The following is a 19,477-nucleotide window of genomic DNA, read 5'->3' as shown; positions in this document are numbered from 1 at the left end:
ATAGCCTCCCATTCCGCGACGGAGGCAGAACCTATACTCCCCATGGATCTCACTTGGCACACTCAGATTGGCGTATTGCTCCCGGTAATTTAGTGAGCATTTATTTGGCTCACCTATAAGCACTTCGGTTGTCAGCTGGCCGTGCGCGACCAGCCGTGAGCCAGTTGCCGATCTTACTTCTGATGGTTATTTATACCGTGACGGGCTGTGGATTCTCTCGTTATCCCTAGCGACTGAGCAGCCGGATCGAGCCAATACTACAACTTCGCCGACTCAGTCGAGGTCGTCGCATACACCGCGGGATGACCGCATCTTCTTGAGATGGTTGAACCTGCCTCGCAGCTCAGATCGCAGCTGCGCTACATCTCTTATCGCCCGCCTTCGACCGGCATACAGATCTGCATTCTGTGGCTGTGCGCCACCAAGGAATATCTCGGCATGCATCCATCTAGACATGTACGTCACGCCCGCAGGGGCGGACCTCACAAGATCATCGTGGCAATGGTGCTGGCGACCGTTCTTAACTTCTCCATGGACTTCGCGTCAGCTAGCCGCGAAGCACCGAGTAGCGAGTACAGGGCATGGGCTACTGATCACTGGCCTATGGTAGGTGGAAACTGGAGCAACAGCCGCTATTCGGCACTGGATCAAATCGCTCCTCGCACCATTCAGAAACTAGGGGCGACGTGGGTTTCAAAAAGGTTCAGTGATGGCGCCACCTCACATTCACCCCTGGTCGTGAAGGATGGCCGGCTGTTCCTCACCGCCGGCCGGCATATCTATGCCTTGGACGCTCGGACCGGCCAAACCGTATGGACTTACAACACGGTCGCCGACGCAGAGTCCAGCGAATTCACTCCAACCGAGGCGAACGCAATGTCGGCCTTGAACTCCACAAAGGGTGTTCCTAACGGCAAGGGAGTCGGTGTTGGGCAGGGCATGGTGTTCGTTGGACTGAAGGATGGACATGTGATCGCGCTCGATCAGTTCAGCGGCGAACTGAGGTGGGCCCATCAAACTGGCATCAGCCATCCTAAGAAAGGCCAGTGGGCAGCGGTCGCTCCCACGTATGCAAAGGGAGTGGTCTTTACCGGCCTCTCGGATGGCGATCACAACGTGCGTGGCCGCATGGTTGCGCTGGATGCGAAAACGGGCAAGCAGCGCTGGAGCATATTCGCCGTGCCGGCACCGGGCGAACCCGGTCACGAGACCTGGCCACCCTACAATGAGGCCTGGAAGATTGGCGGCGGAGGTGTCTGGACCAATCCGCCAGTCGATCCCGACCTCGGCTTAGTCTATTTCACTGCAGGAAATGCTGTTCCAGCGTACGCAGGTGACTGGCGGCCCGGAGCAAATTTATATACCTGCTCCGTATTGGCCGTTGACATCGAGACCGGAAAACTGAAGTGGCACTATCAGCTCATCCATCACGATGTATTCGAAGCCGATCTGGGCGTCCCCATCATTCTGTACGATGCGGTTGTGTCCGGACAGTCGAGAAAGGCCCTGGCTGTGATGCGCGCTGATGGATACCTATTCCAGTTGGACCGTGCCACTGGCGAGCCCATCCTGCCGATCGAAGAAAGGCCGGTTCCACAGTCCGACTCTCAGAAGACATCGCCCACTCAACCATTTCCGGTTGGTGGTGAGAGCATCCTAATGAGTTGTGATGACTGGAAGAAGGAGCCTATTCCAAGAGGCTTCTCGCTGGGTTGCATGTTTACTCCGCCGTCGTCCCCTCCGCCGTCCCCGGATCCGCAAAATGTTCTCGTCCCCTTTCCCACTGCCAAGGGCAGTCTCATGGCTTTCAGCCCCATGACCGGCTATTTCTACGCACAGGCGGTCTCTGCATTACATTGGCCGCGCAGATCGCAAGACCCCTACTTCCTGAACTGGGTAGGAGTCGTGCCAGGCCTGCGTTCTTTTGCTGAGCTAGCGGCTATCGACAGCCGAACCGGCAAGATCGCCTGGCACAAACGCACGCCAAACCTCTCCCCTGGTACCGGCCCACTAACTACGGCTGGTAACTTGTTGTTTCATAGTGCCGGAGATGGCCATCTCAACGCGTACGATGCAAAGACGGGCGAGTTGCTATGGCAGTTTCACCTGGAAACGGTGGCTGGCCCCGCTGCTACGTATGAAATAGACGGTGAACAGCACGTTGCAGCCGCGGCGGGATCGGCCGTGTGGGCATTCCGGCTCGGCGGCACCATGCGACCAACTCCGCCCGCGACGGTCGTAGCCACGCGGGATGACTTTCCTGGCCCATTGGTGGACACCGAAGAAATAGAAACAACGACTTTGCATCGCTCGCTCATCGAGCCCGGCGCGCGCTACTTCATCGATGAATTTACCTTCAATCCCAGCCGGGCTCGGGTGAAAACCGGCGCTGCCGTGCTGTTCGTCAACAACGGCACCATGCGTCACGAGATAGTTGCTGTTGATGGCTCGTGGAGCACTGGCCCCCTTCATCCTGCACAAGAGTCCTGGCTAAGGCTCGACAGGCCGGGATCTCACACATACTTCTGCAAAGATCATCCATGGAGCTACGGCCAAATCGTCATCGATGCCACCAAAACGACCGACACGACTTCTTCCTCTCGAATAACTAGCCCGTCAGCAGTGATTCCCGGTACAGAAGGTCAACGAATGCGCGGCCGCGAACATTTCAACAGGCATTGCAGCGCCTGCCATGGAGAAGACCTAAACGGTCGTGCCTCTGCGCCAGCGCTAGCCGGCTCGGCCTTCAGGCTTAGATGGGCCTCCGCAAGCGTACGCGACCTATATGACAACGTCCGCACCACCATGCCACAAGCCAATCCGGGAAGTCTCAAGAGGCAGGCATACCTGGATATAGTCGCGTACTTGTTGGACGTAAACAATGCCGCCGTGCCGGAAGATGCACTTCGAGACGATCCAGGCGTACTCAGCAGCATGAAGATTCAGCGCGCTCAATGATGCAGCTCGAACCCGAAGGCTCAAACACGTTGCTGGGCGCTTCACTTCAAGTGTCATCGTTACCTCATGGCCGCTGGCGAACGATATCCCGTTCCAGGGTTCGAATCCCTGTCTCCGCTAAAACATAAAATCCTTGCGGCGCTTTTCGTTTTTCGCATCCGTCCCGAAATTCATTGCGCCTTTTGATTTGTAGAGCCTTTGCGTTCTTCGGATGTCCGCGATAGCCCGTCCAGTACGTCGCGCACTTTTGCTGCGAGATCCGCAAAACTGAAGGGCTTTGTAATCAGCTGGACACCCTTGTCCAGACGACCGTGATGAAAGATGGCATTGCGCGCGTAGCCTGTCGTAAACAGAACTTTGATCGTCGGGCGGAGCGCTTGCACCTGCGCCGCCAATTGCGCACCCGTCAGACCTCCAGGCAACACCACGTCGGTAAATAGTAAGTCGATGGACCCGGCGTTCTCCAACAGCCGCAAAGCCGACGGGCCATCTGCTGCTTCCAGAACTCGATAGCCGAGGTCACGCAGCGCATCGACCGAGTAGGCTCTCACGGCCGCTTCATCCTCGACGACGAGCACGGTTTCCTGCGATGAGCCTTCTGGAATTGGCATCGCCGGCGCGGGCTCGCTCTCTGCGCCCGCAGCTTCGAATCGGGGCAGATAGATCTTCACGGTGGTCCCCTGCCCGATTTCGGAATAGATCTTGACGTGTCCGCCTGACTGCTTCACGAAGCCGTAGACCTGACTCAATCCGAGTCCCGTGCCCTGCCCGACGGGTTTCGTCGTAAAGAACGGCTCGAAGGCTCGCTCGAGGACTTCGGAGTCCATGCCCATGCCCGTATCGGACACGCAGATCAGCACGTATTGGCCCGGAGTGACTTCGGCGTGCGAAATCGCGTACCCCTCATCGATGTACGCGTTCACAGTTTCGATGGTGAGCCGGCCGCCGTCCGGCATGGCATCTCGTGCGTTGACTGCGAGATTCAAAATCGCGGATTCGAGCGCGTTCGGATCGACTTCGATCTTCCAAAGTCCCGCGCCGCGGACCGTTTCGACAGCAACCATCTCGCCCAGCGAGCGATTCAGCAGGTCCGCCATGCCGCCTACCAGCGAGTTCACATCCACGGGTTTCGGGTCGAGCGGCTGGCGACGCGAGAAGGCAAGCAGCCGCTGAGTGAGCGACGCCGCTTGGTGCGCACCGTTTAGCGCCTGCTCGACGGAACGCTGCAGGCGACCTGCGCCTGCAGGCACGAGGCGACGTATAACGTCCAGGTTGCCAACGATCACCTGCAAGATATTGTTGAAGTCATGGGCGACCCCGCCTGTGAGCTGTCCAACAGCCTCCATCTTCTGCGCTTGTCGGGCCATCTCTTCCGTAGCTCGCAATTGCTCCGTGCGCTCGGCGATTTCCAGCTCGAGGTTCGCATTCAGATCGCGCAGCGCCTCCTCAGCCCGCGTCCGTTCGGCGATCTCTGCTTGAGCGGCATGCGCCAAAGAAACATTGTCGATGGCCACTGCGGCTTCGGCAGCGAGGCCGGCCAGTCCACGCTCGGATCGTTCCGTAAAGACGCCAACGGCAGCGTGTCCGAAGAACAGTCCGCCGAGCACCCTGCCATCGCGGCCGATGACGGGAACAGCCAGGTAGCTACGCACCGGCAAGTGTCCTTCAGGCATCCCCTTGCCAGGTGCATTTTTGCCGTAACGCGGATCCTGCGTAATATCCGCGGAGCGGACGATGCCTTCACCATTGAAGGTAGGCGCAAAAACAGGTGTATTTCGCGGCATGGGAAACCGGGCAAACGCCTCCGCAGGCGCCCCGGAAAGGGTATAGAGCATGTAGCTCTCGCCACGGTCATTGAGCACGTTATAGAAGAACGCGCCAAACTGAGCGCCGCTGAGTTCGACTCCCGCATCGGTCACCAGTTGCACGAGACGGTGCAGATCGGTTTCGCGGCCGAGCGAAACGCCGGCCCGATTCAGTATCTCGAGCGCACGACGATCTTCGCGAACCTGCTCCTCTGCCGCACGCTGCTGCGTACGGTCGCGCAGGATTTTGACAAATCCGACGATCGAGCTGCGCTCTCGTATTGGCCTGAGCTCACCCGCTGCCCAAAACTGACTGCCATCCTTGCGGACGCGCCAACTCTCTTCTCCTCCGCCGCAGCCCTGTTCGGTGGCATCCGCAATTTCGCGTTTGAGTTGGGACGCACCCGAGGGAAAGATGCGTTCGAGCGTCTGACCCAGCATCTCCGGCTGCGTCCAGCCAAGAATACGAGTCGCGCCCGCATTCCAGCTGGTGACCCGCCCGTCGCGGTCGATGCTGATGATCGCCGTATCAAGAGCGCTATCGACGATCTGTCGCCACTGCGATGCTGAAATGGCATTGCCATTGGCGTTGTCGTCGTGAATATCTTGCATGGTTTCCAGTTACCGTAGCCGCCACGGTGGCCCTTCAGGCCCACAGGTTACGTGACGAGATTCGGGACGACCAGCCACGCTGGCCTTGCGGGCGTGTTCATGCGTGCGTGCCACAGCCAGCTGCGCGCGATTGTGGATTTCTCCCCCTCGCTAGTCTTCTAATACTAGGGGGGGACCATGCATGGCGTATAACAAGCGAGCCGGCCGCGAGCTCACCGCGGTGTCCGCGGCATTCTTAGAGAACACATTGAATTTGAAGCGATTCCTGACTCGCTATGTGTCCAGCCAGCGAGACATCGAAGATGTGGCTGATCGAACCAAATGTCGCTGCTCTCGCGGCAGTACGCCGGACCAGGGAGCAATTGGCACAGATGAAGCGAGCGCGGCACACAGACGATTTGCCGGACCGAAGCGACGCGGCCACGCCTCTGATTGCGTTTCGCCGCGCGCTATTCCGATCGACCAACAACAAGTTTCTAGAGGCCCTGGGTTACACCATCACGTAGCTCAGTTCTCGGCGGGCGACCAAAGTGGCCCGGTGATCCAATCGTTCAACAGCGTGATGATCCCCCGGGTCGGATCGTCCGCCGGGCCACTGGGCATATTCACGAACACAACATAAGCGACCTGATCGTCAGGGAAGATTCTCAAGTTGGCCGTGAAGCCCTGCGTCGTGCCGCCATTGGCGCTCCACACGGTGTGACCGTTGCGGTTGCCCAAGAGCAACCCCATGCCACTGGCGACCGGCAGCGGTTCTCCATTGTCGAATTTCGCCGGTGCGATCATAGCCCTCAGCCCGGAGCGGGACAGAAGGCGACCGTTCACGAGCGCGTCCGACCAACGCAGCATGTCCCCGACAGTTGAGCGGATCCCGCCCGCGCCGCCAGATACGCGGAGGTAGGAAGGTTCTGGATTGATGAAGGCAGCAGTATTTCCCGGCGTTGAGCGGGCATACCCGGAGACGCGGTGAGGCACGACCTCCGTTGCATCGTCAAGCGCGCTCGAGCACATGTCGGCGCGGTCGAAGCTATTTTGTTTCATGAACTCAGCCAGCGGGATGCCCGAGACCTGCTCGATGATGGCGCCGAGCAGCCAGTAGCCAGAGTTGGAGTAACGAGTAGCGGTGCCTGGTTGGAAGTCATAGAGATTCGGCTGATCTCGGATGTATGTAACGACATCCGCAGTGGTCTTCATGGCGATGGCTTCCGCGGGCGGCGGCCCTTCTCCGGGTTGCATGATCGAATGGATGCCCGAGGTGTGATACAGCAGGTGCCGAAGCGTGACTTCGTCGCCGCGCGGGAAATCCGGGAAATACCTGGACAGCCTGTCATCGAACTGCAGCTTGCCCTGCTCGACGAGTTGTACGATCGACGCCGCGGTGAGTGGCTTCGTCACCGAGCCGATCTGGAACACCGACTCTGCCGTAGTGGGCGTCGCGGTCTCGAGATTGATTTGACCGAAGCCCTTGGCATAGATGATCTGCCCGCGACTCATGACGCCAACGGCGATGCCGGGCGTGAGGCGCGCATCGACCATGCGTCGAGCCTCCGATTCCAGCTGCTGGCGCTCTCGAGCGTTCAGTTTGAATTCATGAGCCGAGGCGTCCGTCGCCAACGCCAGCGCGAGACAAGTCGCGCCAATCCTCAGTGCACAGCTCTTCATCCAGCACCCTCCTGTGAAAACATTTGCAGGATGCCGTAGACCGATAAACGGTCGCACCGAGAGGATTAAGAATTGAGTCCGGGGTGCACAGTGCCCGTCCCGAATACATGCTCTCGTTCGCTGTCACAAACCCCGCCCCGTCAGAAGTTTCCGCCTCTACTGTAAGAGCAACGATGTTGCAAATCGAGTTTCCATGTCTGATATGGAATCGAAATATTGACCTGTGCGAGATTCGGCTTAGCATCTGAATTGCCGCCGCGACGCGCGCCCTTCGAGAGAAGCGAACCCAGTTCAGAACCCAAGGGTTCTTTCCTGAGCTGGTTTGGAGACAAGGGCGAACATGCGACACATCGTGGAACTCGTGAAGGAAATGCTGTTGAGGGCACCGCTGGCACGTGTCCTTATGTTTGTTGCGTGCACACCTGTGTTGAGTGGCATCGCGCTTGGGCGCGCCGACCTCCTTGCTTTGCTCGGCGTTAGCGCTGGCTTGGTGTGCATCGGCATGCTCAGCGACTGGTTGGAAAAGTACCTCACGCCCATCACCGAAAAGCGCCGCGCGGACCGAGCCACGGCGCTCCGCGTTCGGGTCGGCAATCGCTCCAAGCAACGCCCGCCGCGAAAGGGACTTAGGCAAGGTCGCCGCTAATCTCCGTGCGGGCTGTTTTAATTTGTCGTGCCCAACGCATTTCGCGAGGATGGTCAGCTCTTCTCAATGAGCGTCAACACCCTCATCGATGAGGTGCCTCATCGCTCGACTCGCGCCATCCGCGTCGGGCCTCGCGATTGCCTCATATACTGCCGCGTGATCGGCGATGGAAGCAGTTCGGCCTGCAATTCGGTTGGTGAAACGGATCGATGTTCGTAACGCTGTTGTAACTCGCGCCCATGTCGATCGCATATCGATCAGCCATCTCGGCGTTGCCCGGCACCTGATTGAACGCAGCGGTGACCTTGTGCATCGCCGGCCATAGAAAGTTGGCGCGAAGACGCAGCAGCAGCTCGAAGAGCTTCGCATACGTCTGCGGACCGATGTCGCCAGTTGGATCGTTCTTTGCCGCCCACGGGCGCAGCGACCAGTCCTCGTCGTTGATGAAGATGCCGCGATAGCGCACCGACGGCGAGCCCTGCACGATCGTCTCGGCACCAAGACTCAGCTGCGAACGCCGCGTGGGCGCAGCATCGGCCCACCAAACCCAAGCAGACACGCCGATCCGTTCCGACAGCCGAAAGATTCCATACGCCCTCCCACGACGATCCGCGCCGGCCACTACGAGCGCACGAGCAATGCCGCGCGACGGATTCTTGACGAGTGCAATCGTATACGCCTCGGCCTGCCCGGCGATCTTATCGACGATGATGCGCTGGTCGGCGATCAGTCGATCGATCAATGGCGAGCTGCCGATCGTGCCCGCGAGGATGGCAAGCCGACCTTCCGGTGCTGCCTGCGAAACCTTGGGTCGCACACCCGAGACGCGCTCGACGTCGCCAGCAAAGGCATGCGCGGCGATCTCCACCACCGCAGCGTCACCCGCGCTCGTGAAGATCGTCGGCGCGACACCGTTGGCGACAAGCTCGAAAGTTGCAGCAGACACCGGAACGGAAATGGCAAATGCGACGCACAGCGCAGCCAGAATGCGGACGAGTGCCATCCTGCTTCCTTCTCAGAGAATGTTTCTTGTGAGCGCGAGCGCTACTTCAGATACGGCCCGTTCTTGTTCCAACCGATCTCGGTGGCGGCGAGCGTCCAGGTCACACCGTCGTTACTGACCGCAACGCCAACCTGCTGCGGCTCGTTGTTGTAGCCGCCGGCATAGAACATATAGAGCTTGCCGTCGCGGCGAATGCGTTTCGCCGGCGCGCGCACTCAGCGACGCATCATGTCCTTCAACGACAGGCCCATTACGTTGTCGCGATAATCGTCACGTAACCAGAACGCCTTGAAGCCATTGCGAGCGCCGTTGAACTCACCATAGTTGTCGCCGTTCACGTCGCCCGGCTTCTCGTCATCGCCATAGGTGTACACAGGCCGATCGCGATACGCCCACACCGCCATCGAGCCAGCTTGACCCGCTCTGGCGCGGTTGCCCGTGTTCGGATCGATATCGATGACGGTCCACAAGGCGCTGTCCGCCCTCGCCCCCGGCCGAGCTTTCACGTACGGGAACGTCTGCTGACACACCTGCGGATCGAAGTTTCCGCAGATCGCAAGCCGGTACTGCTGAGGCGAATCCAGGTGGTCGCACGACTGCTGGTCGAGCGCATCGTCATTGCAGTGATAGAGATAAATCGTCTTGCCGCTGGCATCCGCGAGCACCTGGCCGATGCGCGAGTCCTGAATGGTGAATTCGGACGGCGGCAAATAGGCTCGTTGTGTGAAGACGTTGTGCCATCCCGGAAGGTCGCTGCCGGTCATGCTGCGGGTTCGTTTCTCGTGTCGATAGGTGTACAGCGGCTTGCCACGAAAAGCCCACTGCCGTGCGCCGGGAGCTCGCTCGACGACGCGCCATTCGCCATGAGATTTGGCGACCTGCGGGGCCGCGACGGGCGCCCAGTCTTTGAGGCACTCGCTATCGCAATTGGATTTGTTCGGAGCGTCGGCGTCGGAGCTGTAGACCGAGTATCCCTTGCTCGTGATCAGCAGGTGACCGGTCCGAAACGGCGCGACATCCAGCTCGGGCGGCACATCGGGCGGCGGGCCGACCGGGAAGCGCGCCGCGCCTTGTTCGCCCACGATAATGGCGCTGGTGCCGCCGAACACGTCGCCCGGCTTGCGATCGCGATCCGAGCTGTAGACCGGCAAACCGTCGTACGCCCATTGTGCGCGGCCATCCTTGCGCTTGATGACGGTCCAGTTGCCGATGGGCTTGGCGTCCGCGGGAGCCAGCTTCGGTTTCCATAACTGTTCGCAGCTACGACGCTTGTCGAGATCCGGCAGTAGGAAGCCCGGTGGGTAGGGGCTCATGAGGCCCGACGTTTCGTTATAAATAGTGTCCCCACAAGTAGAGACTCCGCTGTTGCGGCGATCGCCGAGGTTGCCATTGCGCAACTGCTGCTGCGGCCAGACATAGAGCGTCATGCCCTTTTCATCCGCAAAGACGGGCCCTTCCAGTTCGGTCGGCATTACCTTGATATCGGGGGGCAGTTGCACCGAGACGAACGGTTCACGTTGTTGATTCTCTCGTGATTGCCAGAACGGCTCGGTCGGCAGCGCTGCCCGGCTCAGCTCGACCACCACCAGCAAGACGGCTCCAACCGCCGCCTTCGCGTGCACGCTGCGCTCTGACTTGTGTTGACTGGGCATGTGGGTTTTTTAATCTGCCAACGATGGCTCAGTTGACCATACGACTCGCCGTTCAATGCAAGTTTGATCCAATTTGATAAGTCGATGCACGTCCGCCTGATCGCGTGAATAAATTTCGCACCTGTCGCAACCTGTTGCAGGCCGTGCGTAGCGTATCGGCTCAGCTCACCGGCTCCGCGACCACGATGTAATCGTGCCCGTGACGGATTCCGCCCTCGCGGCTGATGAACGCCATCGCGCGATCTCGCAGGGCGGCCACATGCGACTCGAAGGCAACGGCAAGCGTGCGATCGTTCAGCCGGCGTAGCGCCTGATCGCACATGTGGAGCTGCGTCTGGACGAAGCGCTCGCCATAGCGGATCGGAATCTTCTGCGCATCGATCACCCGGAACTTCGCCAGCGCCAGATGGCGCAGCACCCAGTGCAGCGGATATTCCCGGTACGGTCGATCGCCACTCAGTAACAGGCAGGCATCGCGCAGCCGACCGATCTCATTGACCAACCGACCGTCGGGGTCGGCAGGCGCCAGCGGAACATAGGGCTCCAGCCCGATGACATAGAGCCGCTGCCCGACATGAGGTCGCAGGCGCGCGAACAACTGATCCTGCCAGTAAGGCGAGAAGCCATCGACCGCACCGAGCAAATAGTCGGCGAGCACAACGTCGAACACCTCATTCGCGAGCAACTCCGGCTCGAGCCAGTTGCCGACGATCAAGCGATCCTCGCGGCGGATTCGATCGCCGATCTCCTTGCGAACGACATCGCGCATGCGAGGCGAGCCGGTGACGGCGGTCCAACGCCGAGTCGCAAGCGACAACAACCAACGCATCGATGCCGGCCCGGTGCCTGCGTCGAGCAACGAGCCCCACGGCAAAGTGCCGTGGAGCTCGCTGACTCGCTGATAGAGCGAGAGGTTCACGACTAGAACGAAACGCGGAGTCCAGCCGTTACCCCGCGACCAGGCAGAGGCACGACGCGCGCCAGGTACGACGCATGATTCCACACCACTTCGTCGAGCAAGTTCGTACCGCGAACGTACATCACCGGGCCGTTCTCGCCGAGAACATCGAAGCTCAATGTCAGGTTCAGCATGTCATAGCCGGGGGTGACTGCTTCGAGGTCCGCGATATCGTCCTGCTCGTTCACCCGGTAATACTCGAGCTCGCCGGCAATCGCCAGCAGCTTCGCATTCAGGCGAGTGCCATAACGGGCTGCTGGAATGCGCGGCAAATTACCGCCGTCCTTCAACTCGGCACGGACATAGTCGCCGAACACCGTTGCGGAGAGGCTCTCGCTGACGCGATACGTGGCCTCGGCCTCCAGGCCGGTGAACTCGGCGTCGTCCTGGGTGTATTTGATAAGACGGAAATCCTCGAACTGATCGAGCGTGCGCGCATAGATGTAGTCGTCGATGTCGTTGCGGAAGACGCCGACCGCGAACGTCATGTCGCCGACGTTTTTCTTCAGCGTCAGCTCGATGTTGTTCGAGGTTTCGGTCTGCAGCTCGGCATTGTTCTCGGCCCCGCCGCAGGTGAGTGGATGTGGCACGAGTCCGCACTCATAGGTATTGGTCGCGAGGTGGATGCCTCGCGCATACAGCTCCTGTGCGTGCGGCAAGCGCTCCGAGCGGGTCAGCGCAAGCGTAAAAGAGTAATCGGGCACGAATTCCCAGATCGCCGCGGCAGACAGCGAAGTCGCCGAGTCATCGAACTCCGGCCGTCCGCGCGTATCGTTGATCGGCGAATGTTTCTGCCATTCCTGTCGGCCCCCCAGTTCCAGGTGCCAACGTTCGCTCAGCTCCACGTGCTCCACGGCAAACAGGCCGATCGACCGGCTCTGCACTTCTGGCATGAATGCTTCGGCGCCAAGTGCACTGAAATCCGTATCGGTGTACTGCACACCGACAACGCCGCGCACGGCGCCGATTTCTCGATGTTGAAGCTCGACGCGCGCTTCGTAGCCTTCGTTGAGGAAGGTCGTGGCGATCTCTCGCTGTTCCAGCTCGTAGTGGCGATAGTCGGTGTGGCTGGCTCGCAGCCGGATGCGTTCGATGCCCGCAAACGGCTCGGTGAGCTCGCCGCGCAGGTCGACTCGTTTACTGAGCAGCGAAATTTCCGGAACAGCTTCGTGCTCGTGCTCATGATCGTGGTCGTGATCATCTTCACCGCCCGCGTCGTGGCTACCACAATGCAACGCGCTGCCATGCGGATGACAGCCCTCGTACTCGTGACTGTGGCCCGGAATGCCATAGCCGTCGTCGCGATAGGAGTAAGCGAGCCCGATGAAGCCGCGATCGCCGACCCACGACATGCCTAGGCTGGCGTTCTCCGATTCCGAGAATGTTCCGTGCACTCGGGACTCGTCCAGTCCTCGCGCACGATAGTCATCGGCTTCGCGCATCATGGCTTCTGCGTGCAGGACGAGATGGTCAGTGGCCTGTGCGGTGATTTCGAAGGCGCCGGCTTTCTCTTTCGCGACACTCGATCCGCGCAGGCCCAAGGAGCCGTCCAACCGGTCGTCGGGCAGCGAGTCAGGAATCTTCTTGTCGAGCACGTTGACCACGCCGCCGATCGCGCCGCTGCCGTACAACAACGTCGCCGGGCCTCGCAGCACTTCGATGCGCTCGATCAACAACGGCTCCGCGGTAACGGCATGATCGGGCGAGATGTCAGATGCGTCGAGGAGAACCGCGCTATCGGAGAGAACTGCAACACGCGGCGCCGTTTGACCGCGGATCACAGGACGACTCGCGCCGCCACCAAACGTATCCGAATTCACACCGGGCAGAGAATTCAACGTGTCGCCGAGCGTCGACTGCGAGCGCTCGAACAGCGACTGCCCTTGCAGAATGCCGTAAGACGCGGCGAGATCGGTTGGGTCTTCGTCCACGGCGCTGGCGGACACCCGCACGGTTTCCAGGACGCGGTTTTGCGTCGAATCCTGCGCTTGCGCCGCCAACGTCGCTGTGGCCAGAGAGCTCGCCAGGATCAGCCGGATGCTGACGGCGAGAGTTTTTTCGATTTGCATGAGGGTCTCCGAAATACGAACCAGAAAGTCTCGGGGACCGGGCAGCAACGAGCCTCGCTGCACGCAACGAACGGGCTCGTCGAGATGTATGGATCTACCCGGCCGGCGCGCGAATCACGCGCAGGTGAGCCGACGCAAGCGCATGGCCCTCGCGTCGACGTACAAGGACGGACTGACGGGTGTTAGGCCGGAGGGCCCTGGCTGAAATAAAAGGCGGGAACGTCGCGGACGACCCATTCCGAATCGCGTTCGACCGCCGCTTCAATCGCGAGCGGAACGAGCTTGGAAACGGTGCTCTGCGCGATCGGAGGCGCGCCGACCGGCAGCGACAAGCAGAAGCTGCACGCCGATGACGGACCGTGCGATGGCAGTTCATCGGCGCTGTGGATGTGCGTAGCGAACGCGAACAACCACAAACACACCGCCAACCCGAGCAACACAACGCGGGGGCGTTGTGTTGCAGGCGTTCCACGCAATCGTGAAATCAGGGCGGAGTTCATGGCGCGAGTGTCGCAGCGGCGCGAACGACTTTCAAGGAGTTCCTCGCGGCGCGCGCACTTCCGTTGCGCTTGCCCGGGAACCTGCAGGCGAGACAATCCGTTTAATTTTGTTACAGCGTTGGTGAGCGAGCTGGGCGTTTACTGGATATGGGAAAGAGAATAGATGAACCGCTGTCCCCTGCCTCTGGGCCAGCACCGGCTGAGGGCGCCGCCCTGGACGACAGTGCCCGGCAGTTCGCCCGGCTGATCGATGGCATTCGCGACTGCGCCATCTACATGATCGATCGCTCTGGCAACGTCGTCTCCTGGAACCCCGGCGCCCAGCGCATCAAGGGGTACACGGCCGAGGAGATCATGGGCCGCAATTTCAGCGAGTTCTATACGCCCGAAGACCGGCACGAGGGGGTTCCGAAACGCGCCCTCAGCACCGCCGAGCGCACCGGCAAATTCGAGGGCGAAGGCTGGCGCGTGAGAAAGGACGGCACCAAATTCTGGGCGAGCGTGTTGATCGACGCCCTGCGCTCTCCCGAGGGGGATCTGATCGGATTTGCCAAAATCACTCGCGACATGACCGAACGTCGCTTGATGCAGGAACAGTTGCACCAGTCGCAAAAGATGGAAGCGATCGGGCAACTGACCGGCGGCGTCGCGCACGATTTCAACAACCTGCTCACGGTGATACTGGGTAATCTGGACAGCCTGTCCCAGGAGCTGCCGTCGGAACAGGTGCTCTGGCGCCGCCGAGTCGATCACTCGTTACGTGCGGCGGAGCGCGCTGCCGGCCTCACTCAGCAGTTGCTCGCGTTTGCACGCCGCCAGCCGCTGCGACCCAAAGCAGTCGAGATCAATGTTTTGCTGGCTCGCTGGACAGAGATGGTCCGCCGTACGTTGCCGGAGAATATCAACGTCCGCCGCATCGAGGATGAGTTCGCGGGCGTCGCCGAGGTCGATGCGAATCAGCTCGAGAATGCACTGCTCAATCTGATCGTCAATGCACGGGATGCCATGCCGGGCGGCGGTACGCTGACTATCGAAACGGCGACCGCCAGACTCACCGAGCACGACGCGCGGCTGATACCGGATCTGACCCCGGGCAACTACGTCCTGATCTGCGTCACCGATACCGGCACTGGCATGACGCAGGAGGTGCTCGAGCGCGTCTTCGACCCATTCTTCACGACCAAGCCCATGGGACAAGGGACCGGTTTGGGATTGAGCCAGGTGTTCGGCTTCGTCAAACAGTCGGGGGGCCACATAAAGATCTATAGCCGCGCCGGGCACGGCACCACGGTGAAGATCTACCTGCCACAGATCGTCGCCGCGCAAGACCAGGGCGCGGAAACAACGAGTGGAGCGGCAACGTGCGCCCGTCGAGAGACCATTCTGGTGGTCGAGGACAACGATGCCGTGAGGAGCTTTACGACCGACACGTTACGTGACTTCGGCTTCAACGTGATCGAGGCGGTCGACGCTTCCGAGGCCTTGAAGATCCTGGATCGCAATCGCCGGGTGGAGCTGTTGTTTACCGATATCGGTTTGCCTGGCTTGAACGGTCGAGAGCTGGCGGCAACCGTGCAGCGCCGATACCCCAAGGTACGGCTTCTGTTCACCAGCGGTTACGCGCAAATGCCCTCGCCCACGACCTCGAGTTCGTTGATGGAGATCCCGCTGCTGTCGAAACCGTTCACTCGCGCGCAGTTATATGAGCGGATCGTTCAAGTGCTGGAAAAATGAGGCTGCTGCGTTGGCTACGCCAATTGGTCCGACGGTGATGTGATGAGCAGGCACATACAGCCCGTCTGACTCCAGACGCGCTGGTCCGACGTGCCGCGCTCGGCGCGGCTGTAGTCGCCGGGAGAGAGCTTCCTGTCGTCGATCCACAGCTCCCCTTCCAACAGGTACAACTCCTCGACCGAGCTGTGCTGATGCGGAGGATAAGAAGCGTCGGGCTCGAGTCGCACCAGCATCGTGACCCGATCCTCTTCAGGGTCGCTGGACAACAGCTTGCACGCGATGCCGGGTGCGACATTCCTCCACTCTGGATCTGGCCAGGCCGCTTGTGCGGCAGGCACGGGCGCAGTCGAGAGCACATTGCCCGGATGATCTTGTTTACCAATGCGCGCCAGCAGTCGATCCCACAGCGCCACCGGGGTCGGCAAGCTTTGAGTGCGCCAGGCTCTCAACGCGTCCGTCACCGGCGCGATCGCCTCGAATTCGCGCTGACACTCGGCGCATCCAGGCAAATGCAGCTGCATTGCGCGAGCTTCACCACGATCCAATGTCGAGAGTGCATACGGCGCTACGAGTTCGGCGCGTGCGCAACGGACCTTTTCGTCGAACGAGCTCATGCCTGGTCACCTCGCGCTCGCAGCGACTGCTGCAGCTTCGAGAGTCCCGAGCGGATCTGCTTCTTGACGCTGCCGACACTCTGTCCAGACTGCAGGGCCACCTGCTCGTAGGAGAGCCCGTTCAATAGAGCAGCCTCGATGGCCGCGCGTTCCGATTCATTGAGGCGCGTCAACGCCATGGCCACCAGGTCCGAAGCATCGAGCGACGGTTCGTGCGACGCGGCCAAGTCGGATTCGACGCCGCCTTGAATCGACGGGGCGTCGGTAGGCCGGGCGAGAGCCCGAGCGCGGGCCTGCCTCATGATCCATCCGAGCACCGGCCCCTCGGCGCCATCAAACACTGGAGCTTCGCACCAAACGTTCTGAAATACTTCGAGAATCACTTCCTCGCTGGTACGCCGGTCGCCCGTCAGCCGCATGAGGAACGTAAACATCACCGCATACGACTTATCGAGCAACGTGCGCAGCGCCCCCTCATTACCTGCCGCGATCGCGCGCACGAGCCCGAACCATTCCTTCTCGGAGACACAGGCGATCGCCGGGTCGGCATAAAGCAACTCACCGAGGGTCAGCGTACTGGCTCTCATATTCTGATTGACTGCGACTGCGCTCACCGCGCGATCGTGCCGGCAAATCTGGCACGGTGCAAGAGCTGGGCCCGGAGCCTCCGGCTCCCATGGAATGCGCGTCCGGCGCTCAGCGCGGATCTTCGACTCCATATCCGGCAGCCCGCAAGCTGGCTACCACGCCCTTGCCTCGCGAGACGATGTGGATCGGCAGCACCACCAGCGTCGTTTCATTGCGATTCAACGCTCGTTCGAGCGCGCTGAGCAGTTTGTTTTCAGCTTCCAGCTGTAGTTGGGTCGCCTGCTCCTGACCGAGGAACGGCCAGCTGTAGGCCAGCGACTGAGCATACGATGCATCGGCTTCGATCAATGTCTCCAGCACTGCCATGTCGCCTGTCGCCCAGGCATTCGCGCGCGCACGCGCCTGAGTCATGTCGGTTTCGAGCCGATCCATCGTTTCGACCAGATATTTGATGCTGTTCTCGCGCGAGCGCCGCGAGCTGTTCTTGTCCGGCGTCACCGGCCCCATCTCATATTGCAGGGCCCGAATCGCAACGGCGTGCGCGCCCGCGACTTCATAAATCCGGCGCCACACGTCGTCGGCGTAGCTGAGGCCGATACGCTCGAACGCTCGTGACCTCAACAGCAAAGCCGCCGCGGTGGGCAACAGCTTCTCCGTTTCCGGATCATCGCCGATGTATTTGTCTCGCAGCGACCGCCACCGCGCATGCACTTTGCGCGGCAGAACGTCTTTCAGCTTGCCTCGCTGCGACTGATAAGGCTTCGCGCCCTTCACTCGCAAGGACGCTGAATACGGGCCGAGCACTTCGTCCGACGCCGCGATCACCGCTTCCACCTGCTTCGAACGCCACACCATGCCCCGAGGCGTCGGCACATATGTTCCTAGAATCCATAACGTATGCGAGCCCTTCGAAACTTTCCAAAGCCCCGGCCCGGGCTGCTCGCCCAGCACCAGCACTTCTTCCGGCACGCCCACGGGCGTGCTCGAGTCGTCCGTGCCAGATGCATGTGCATCGAACAGCGCCGCCTGCAGCAGCCAGGCGAGCACGATCGAATAAACGCTCACGGTCCTTCTCTTGATGCGCATTCAGAAACCATCCAACCGTCCTTGCGTGGATGATAGACGACCTGTGATTCGCGCCACACTTCCGCGGCTTGACCTCTAACTCCACATATGTAGACTTATCGCCATGCCACGCACCCGCCGCGCCTCCGGTCAAACGCTCGATCTTTTGCGCTGTCTCCTCGAAGAGCCGCGCACCTGGCGGCACGGCTATGAGCTTTCAAAGGCGACGGAGCTCATGTCCGGCACGCTCTACCCCATCTTGATGCGACTCTCCGAGCGAGGCTTGCTCGAACATAAATGGGTTCCGCCGGAAGACGGTGGGCGACTGCCGCGTCACATCTATCGTTTGACCGCCAAAGGCCTCGCGCACGCCAAGGAACAAATCGAGCTGTGCGAATCGACCAGGGTCGCCTTGGGACGCCCGCGCCACGCATGAACGATCTCGTTTCATTGTCCATGCGTTTAGCAGCCGCATTGCTCGGCAAGCACGGCAACGAGTGGCTGCAAGCCATGCAAGCGGAACTGGATCATGTGCCCGCCGACGAACGGCTGATGTGGTCGCTGGGTTGTTTGTTAGCTGCGCTGAAAAGGAGATTTCAGGTCATGCGTATCGGCAATTTTCAGATCCCCCGCGGGTTGCTGCTCCTGGAACTGCTGGTTTGTTTCGCGCCTATCACGCTGGGTTGGTGGGACGCGGTGTTTGGCCCCTCGGGTGTATTGGGATTGAATCAAAGCGTCATACAGCAACATTTCTCGGCGACGCCGCTTGCTCGCACCGTGCTCGGCATGATGATCGGCGCCGCCGTCATCGGGTTGGTCGGGCCGATCGGATTGTTTCTAGCGTCACGCGCGGCTGTCACAGGCGCGGGCCTGCGAAGCCGCGCGCTGGGCATCGCGATGATTGCGGGCGTGATGCTGTACATCGGGGCATCCATCCTCCTGCGAATGTTCTCTGGCCCCGGCGCTTACGCCGCGACGTTGAGCTTCATCGTGCTCATCGGCGCGTTGCCGGCACTCGGCACCGCCCATCTCATGTACCTCTCGCGGCCCGAACCGCAGCCGGCCTAGCTCGCCGGCAAGCGAGCAATCAGCGGTCGCAGCTCCGCCGGCGGCTTCTGCTCGATGCGGCGATACTCGCTGCCATCCTGCGTGCGCTGAACCAGACGCCAGCCGATCAGCGCACGTCGCAACAGCGCGTGATCGCCGAACACGTGCCAGCCCTTGATCAGCTCGCTGATCTGTTTCTCGGTAAAGGTCTTGCGGCTCGCAAGCCGCGACCACAGCACCCACAAACAAAGATCCTGAAGCGCGGACGCCGTCGGCCAACGCACAAGCCGGCCGTGCTCATCGAACAGCCGCGCAGCTCTTTCCACCAGCGAATAATCGACCGGCGCCGCCGCCGCAGCTGGCAGGTGCAGGCGTTGCTGGGCCTCCATCACACCCTTGCAATGCTGATAGTTCCTGAAGCCGGCCGAACGGCACAGCAGGTTGAGCATTTCAACATGACTGGGCGGCTCGGGGAGCTTGCCGAGCTGTTCACGGACGGATTTAGCGAACCCCGACAGGTCGGGGATCTGTAAGGCCAAGGCGACTCTGGACATGACTCATCCT

General features: G+C 60.7%; 16 protein-coding genes and 2 pseudogenes. 5 read left to right on the top strand and 13 right to left on the bottom strand.

The genetic code is table 11. The annotated features are described in order from the left end of the window. Positions 1-321 precede the first annotated feature (321 nt). Entirely contained in the window at positions 322-2,958 is a 2,637-nt protein-coding gene (locus tag EK373_RS21475) for an outer membrane protein assembly factor BamB family protein (RefSeq protein ID WP_129645728.1), read from the top strand. Between the two features lie 170 nt (positions 2,959-3,128). On the opposite strand, the gene EK373_RS21470 is transcribed toward EK373_RS21475, so the two are convergent. Next, positions 3,129-5,375, bottom strand: a complete 2,247-nt coding sequence (locus EK373_RS21470; protein ID WP_129645727.1) for a PAS domain S-box protein — start codon at positions 5,373-5,375, stop codon at positions 3,129-3,131. Between the two features lie 275 nt (positions 5,376-5,650). On the opposite strand from EK373_RS21470, the gene EK373_RS34355 reads away from it, so the two are divergent. Further along, on the top strand, positions 5,651-5,881 hold the full coding sequence (locus EK373_RS34355) for an FCD domain-containing protein (protein WP_129645726.1): 231 nt from the start codon (positions 5,651-5,653) through the stop codon (positions 5,879-5,881). A gap of 1 nt (position 5,882) precedes the next feature. Here the strand turns inward: EK373_RS34355 and EK373_RS21460 are convergent, their stop codons facing one another. The 8 genes and pseudogenes from EK373_RS21460 to EK373_RS33115 form a co-directional block, all read right to left on the bottom strand. Further along, a complete protein-coding gene (locus EK373_RS21460) occupies positions 5,883-7,037 on the bottom strand; it encodes a serine hydrolase domain-containing protein (protein ID WP_129645725.1) in 1,155 nt (384 codons plus the stop codon). Between the two features lie 709 nt (positions 7,038-7,746). Beyond that, positions 7,747-7,914: pseudogene (locus tag EK373_RS34350) on the bottom strand (FCD domain-containing protein); the annotation flags it as partial. 52 nt (positions 7,915-7,966) lie between these two features. Continuing rightward, positions 7,967-8,686, bottom strand: a pseudogene (locus tag EK373_RS21450) (glycosyl hydrolase 115 family protein); the annotation flags it as partial. Between the two features lie 41 nt (positions 8,687-8,727). After that, on the bottom strand, positions 8,728-8,901 hold the full coding sequence (locus EK373_RS33120; RefSeq protein ID WP_157994474.1) for a hypothetical protein: 174 nt from the start codon (positions 8,899-8,901) through the stop codon (positions 8,728-8,730). Continuing rightward, on the bottom strand, positions 8,902-10,338 hold the full coding sequence (locus EK373_RS21445) for a COG4315 family predicted lipoprotein (protein ID WP_129645723.1): 1,437 nt from the start codon (positions 10,336-10,338) through the stop codon (positions 8,902-8,904). A gap of 160 nt (positions 10,339-10,498) precedes the next feature. Then, positions 10,499-11,257, bottom strand: coding sequence for a class I SAM-dependent methyltransferase (locus EK373_RS21440; protein ID WP_129645722.1), 759 nt, complete (start codon positions 11,255-11,257; stop codon positions 10,499-10,501). A gap of 2 nt (positions 11,258-11,259) precedes the next feature. Continuing rightward, positions 11,260-13,365, bottom strand: coding sequence for a TonB-dependent receptor domain-containing protein (locus tag EK373_RS21435; protein WP_129645721.1), 2,106 nt, complete (start codon positions 13,363-13,365; stop codon positions 11,260-11,262). A gap of 182 nt (positions 13,366-13,547) precedes the next feature. Beyond that, positions 13,548-13,697, bottom strand: a complete 150-nt coding sequence (locus EK373_RS33115) for a hypothetical protein (RefSeq protein WP_157994473.1) — start codon at positions 13,695-13,697, stop codon at positions 13,548-13,550. A 315-nt stretch (positions 13,698-14,012) separates the two neighbouring features. Between EK373_RS33115 and EK373_RS21430 the strand changes: the two genes are divergently transcribed. Continuing rightward, complete coding sequence (locus EK373_RS21430) at positions 14,013-15,599, top strand: PAS domain-containing sensor histidine kinase (RefSeq protein ID WP_129645720.1); 1,587 nt, start codon at positions 14,013-14,015, stop codon at positions 15,597-15,599. Between the two features lie 14 nt (positions 15,600-15,613). Here the strand turns inward: EK373_RS21430 and EK373_RS21425 are convergent, their stop codons facing one another. The 3 genes from EK373_RS21425 to EK373_RS21415 form a co-directional block, all read right to left on the bottom strand. Then, the gene (locus EK373_RS21425; protein ID WP_129645719.1) at positions 15,614-16,213 is read right to left on the bottom strand and encodes a cupin domain-containing protein; all 600 of its coding nucleotides are present in this window, start codon (positions 16,211-16,213) and stop codon (positions 15,614-15,616) included. Beyond that, the gene (locus EK373_RS21420; RefSeq protein ID WP_157994472.1) at positions 16,210-16,800 is read right to left on the bottom strand and encodes an RNA polymerase sigma factor; all 591 of its coding nucleotides are present in this window, start codon (positions 16,798-16,800) and stop codon (positions 16,210-16,212) included. Before EK373_RS21420 ends, EK373_RS21425 begins: the two co-directional genes overlap by 4 nt. 109 nt (positions 16,801-16,909) lie before the next feature. Continuing rightward, positions 16,910-17,866 (bottom strand): TraB/GumN family protein, encoded by a 957-nt coding sequence (locus EK373_RS21415; RefSeq protein WP_157994471.1) that lies wholly within the window; start codon positions 17,864-17,866, stop codon positions 16,910-16,912. Between the two features lie 124 nt (positions 17,867-17,990). Here EK373_RS21415 and EK373_RS21410 point away from each other — a divergent pair, with 124 nt between their 5' ends. Further along, positions 17,991-18,302: a PadR family transcriptional regulator gene (locus EK373_RS21410; protein ID WP_129645716.1), complete on the top strand. Its 312-nt coding sequence runs from the start codon at positions 17,991-17,993 to the stop codon at positions 18,300-18,302. 20 nt (positions 18,303-18,322) lie between these two features. Continuing rightward, positions 18,323-18,934, top strand: a complete 612-nt coding sequence (locus EK373_RS21405; RefSeq protein ID WP_129645715.1) for a hypothetical protein — start codon at positions 18,323-18,325, stop codon at positions 18,932-18,934. Here the strand turns inward: EK373_RS21405 and EK373_RS21400 are convergent. Next, positions 18,931-19,467 carry a DUF2087 domain-containing protein gene (locus EK373_RS21400; protein ID WP_129645714.1) on the bottom strand — a complete coding sequence of 179 codons (537 nt, stop codon included), beginning with the start codon at positions 19,465-19,467 and terminating at the stop codon, positions 18,931-18,933. The two genes, EK373_RS21405 and EK373_RS21400, sit on opposite strands and share 4 nt — an antisense overlap. Positions 19,468-19,477: the final 10 nt, after the last annotated feature.

This window comes from Peristeroidobacter agariperforans (assembly GCF_004138335.1).
Classification (GTDB): Bacteria; Pseudomonadota; Gammaproteobacteria; order Steroidobacterales; family Steroidobacteraceae; genus Steroidobacter; species Steroidobacter agariperforans.
This window is presented reverse-complemented; position numbering and strand designations above follow the sequence as displayed.

What these genes read in the sequence shown, in the direction of transcription:
- EK373_RS21460 (WP_129645725.1), bottom strand. Translation starts at nt 7,037, where the DNA reads ATGAAGAGCTGTGCACTGAGGATTGGCGCGACTTGTCTCGCGCTGGCG.
- EK373_RS21445 (WP_129645723.1), bottom strand. Translation starts at nt 10,338, where the DNA reads ATGCCCAGTCAACACAAGTCAGAGCGCAGCGTGCACGCGAAGGCGGCG.
- EK373_RS21435 (WP_129645721.1), bottom strand. Translation starts at nt 13,365, where the DNA reads ATGCAAATCGAAAAAACTCTCGCCGTCAGCATCCGGCTGATCCTGGCG.
- EK373_RS34355 (WP_129645726.1), top strand. Translation starts at nt 5,651, where the DNA reads ATGTGTCCAGCCAGCGAGACATCGAAGATGTGGCTGATCGAACCAAAT.
- EK373_RS21400 (WP_129645714.1), bottom strand. Translation starts at nt 19,467, where the DNA reads ATGTCCAGAGTCGCCTTGGCCTTACAGATCCCCGACCTGTCGGGGTTC.
- EK373_RS21470 (WP_129645727.1), bottom strand. Translation starts at nt 5,375, where the DNA reads ATGCAAGATATTCACGACGACAACGCCAATGGCAATGCCATTTCAGCA.
- EK373_RS21430 (WP_129645720.1), top strand. Translation starts at nt 14,013, where the DNA reads ATGGGAAAGAGAATAGATGAACCGCTGTCCCCTGCCTCTGGGCCAGCA.
- EK373_RS21405 (WP_129645715.1), top strand. Translation starts at nt 18,323, where the DNA reads ATGCGTTTAGCAGCCGCATTGCTCGGCAAGCACGGCAACGAGTGGCTG.
- EK373_RS21475 (WP_129645728.1), top strand. Translation starts at nt 322, where the DNA reads ATGGTTGAACCTGCCTCGCAGCTCAGATCGCAGCTGCGCTACATCTCT.
- EK373_RS21425 (WP_129645719.1), bottom strand. Translation starts at nt 16,213, where the DNA reads ATGAGCTCGTTCGACGAAAAGGTCCGTTGCGCACGCGCCGAACTCGTA.
- EK373_RS21420 (WP_157994472.1), bottom strand. Translation starts at nt 16,800, where the DNA reads ATGAGAGCCAGTACGCTGACCCTCGGTGAGTTGCTTTATGCCGACCCG.
- EK373_RS21410 (WP_129645716.1), top strand. Translation starts at nt 17,991, where the DNA reads ATGCCACGCACCCGCCGCGCCTCCGGTCAAACGCTCGATCTTTTGCGC.